General features: G+C 65.0%; 3 protein-coding genes. All 3 read left to right on the top strand.

The annotated features are described in order from the left end of the window. Positions 1–69: 69 nt before the first annotated feature. The 3 genes from EOA28_RS32925 to EOA28_RS32915 are packed head-to-tail and all read left to right on the top strand — an operon-like array spanning position 70 to position 2,095. Positions 70–591, top strand: a complete 522-nt coding sequence (locus EOA28_RS32925) for a sigma-70 family RNA polymerase sigma factor (RefSeq protein WP_245463299.1) — start codon at positions 70–72, stop codon at positions 589–591. Next, on the top strand, positions 588–1,361 hold the full coding sequence (locus tag EOA28_RS32920; protein WP_127386112.1) for an anti-sigma factor: 774 nt from the start codon (positions 588–590) through the stop codon (positions 1,359–1,361). Before EOA28_RS32925 ends, EOA28_RS32920 begins: the two co-directional genes overlap by 4 nt. A gap of 17 nt (positions 1,362–1,378) precedes the next feature. Further along, a complete protein-coding gene (locus EOA28_RS32915) occupies positions 1,379–2,095 on the top strand; it encodes a Bax inhibitor-1/YccA family protein (protein ID WP_127253901.1) in 717 nt (238 codons plus the stop codon). Positions 2,096–2,283: the final 188 nt, after the last annotated feature.

Raw genomic sequence — 2,283 nt, 5'->3', positions numbered from 1 at the left:
GCATAAAGAAAATGCCGGGCAGGGGATTAAATTCCCTACATGCTCCGTAAACAGGGCATGAAACGATCTATGGCACGCTTCGATATTGTCGGGCAGTTGGGCTCGCTGCGGCGCTATGCGCGCTCGCTGACGCGCGACAGCACTGATGCCGAGGATCTCGTCCATGACGCGCTGGTGCGCGCCTATGAGCGGCGCGCGACCTTTCGCTCGGGCGGTAATCTGCGCGCCTGGCTCTTGGCGATCGTGCACAACATCTTCATCGACCGCATGCGCTCGCGCCGCTCCGAGACGGCGCGCATCGAACAGGCCGGCCTGGTCGCCGACCAGAGCGTGCCGGCCTCGCAGGATCATTCCGTGCGCCTGTCGCAGGTCCGGGAAGCGTTTCTTTCGCTCCCCGAGGAACAGCGCTCCGCGCTCCATCTCGTCGCCATCGAAGGAATTTCCTATCAGCAGGCCGCCGAAGTCATCGGCGTGCCGCTCGGAACCTTGATGTCGCGCATCGGCCGCGCGCGCGCCGCGCTGCGCGAGATGGAGGAGGGCGCGCCGCAGAAAGCCAGGCCGCATCTCAGGATCGTGGGAGACGATCAATGACCGCCATTGTCGACCCCGTAACCGATGCCGATCTCGACGCCTATGTAGACGACCAGCTGGATGTCGCCCGCCGCATCGAGGTCGAGGCGCACCTCGCCGCGCGCCCGGAAGCGGCGGCGCGCGTGATGTCGGATCTGCGGACGCGCGACGAACTGCGCGTCGCGCTTGCCGGTCCTGTCGGCACGGCGCGTCCGGCCACGACCGAAGCGGCGCGGCGGCTGGAAAGGGCCCTTGCCAGGGGTCGGATGCTTTTCGTGCTGCAGCGCGCAGCGGCCGCGGCCGTGCTGGTCGCGGCGGGTTGGCTTGCCAACGGCATCTTTGGGCCGATCGCGGTGACCAAGGTGGTCGCCTCGACGCAGCCGCCGGCCTATGTTGAGGATGCGGTGAGAGCGCACCGGACGACCTTGATGCGCGAGACAATGCCGTCGCAGCGGGAAGCGCCGGGCTATGATGCCGACGAGATCCGCGCGGCCACCGCAATCGTCATGCCGTCGCTGCCCGACGACTGGAAGATCCGCGACGTCCAGGTCTATCCCTCTCAATTCGGGCCGAGCGTCGAGATGGCGGTCCAGACCGAGGACCTCGGCCTTGTCTCGCTGTTCGCCATCAGGCCGGGCACGTTCGACGTCGTGAAGCCCACGGTCGCGCCCGCGGACGACATCTCAACCGCCTATTTCCAGATCGGCGAGGTCGCCTATGCGGTGGTCGGGCGCGGCGACGCCGGCAGCCTCGATCGTGCCGCCGAGAAACTCGCCAGAACTCTCTACTGAGAACCAAGGAGAACCAAATGAACAGCCCCAATCTGGGATACCGAATGGGCACCGGCGTCCAGGCCGGAGCCGTCTATGACGAGGGCCTGCGCAAGCACATGCTGCGCGTCTACAACTATATGGGCCTCGGCCTCGTCGTCACCGGCCTCGTCGCCTTCTTCGTGGCCTCGACGCCGGCGCTCTACGTGCCGATCTTCTCCAGCCCGCTGAAATGGGTGGTGATGCTGGCGCCGCTCGCCTTCGTCATGCTCTTCTCGTTCAAGATGCAGACCGTGTCCGCGGCGAGCGCGCAGACGATGTTCTGGGCCTTCTGCGCCGTCATGGGCCTGTCGCTCGCCTCGGTGTTCCTGGTCTTCACCTCGACCAGCATCGCGCGCACCTTCTTCATCGCCGCCACGATGTTCGGCGCCACCAGCCTTTACGGCTATACGACAAGGCGCGACCTGACGCAGTTCTCGTCCTTCCTGATCATGGGGCTGATCGGCGTGGTGATCGCAAGCGTGGTCAACCTGTTCCTCGGCTCGACCGCGCTGCAATTCGCCATCTCGGTGATCGGCATCGCCGTCTTCGTTGGCCTCACCGCCTGGGACACGCAGACCATCAAGGAGCAGTATGCGGAGAATTTCGATGCGGAATCGCAGCAGAAGCTCGCCGTCTTCGGCGCCTTCTCGCTCTATCTGAACTTCATCAACATCTTTCAGCTGCTCCTGAATTTCACCGGCGAGCGCGAATAGCCCGGGCCGTAGCAGGCAACACTGCTGACCTCGGCGCGGCCGGAGGGAAACCTCCGGCCATTTTTGTCGACCGCGCCCAAAGCGTCCACGACCAAGGTGGATCTGCCTGCCGTGCTTGAGTTCACGCGCGCCCGTTTGCTAGCCTGCCGGCCCAACCAGCCAGCCAAGAGGACGCAATGGAACAGGTG

This window comes from Mesorhizobium sp. M2A.F.Ca.ET.067.02.1.1, from assembly GCF_004023285.1.
Taxonomy (GTDB): domain Bacteria; phylum Pseudomonadota; class Alphaproteobacteria; order Rhizobiales; family Rhizobiaceae; genus Mesorhizobium.
This window is presented reverse-complemented; position numbering and strand designations above follow the sequence as displayed.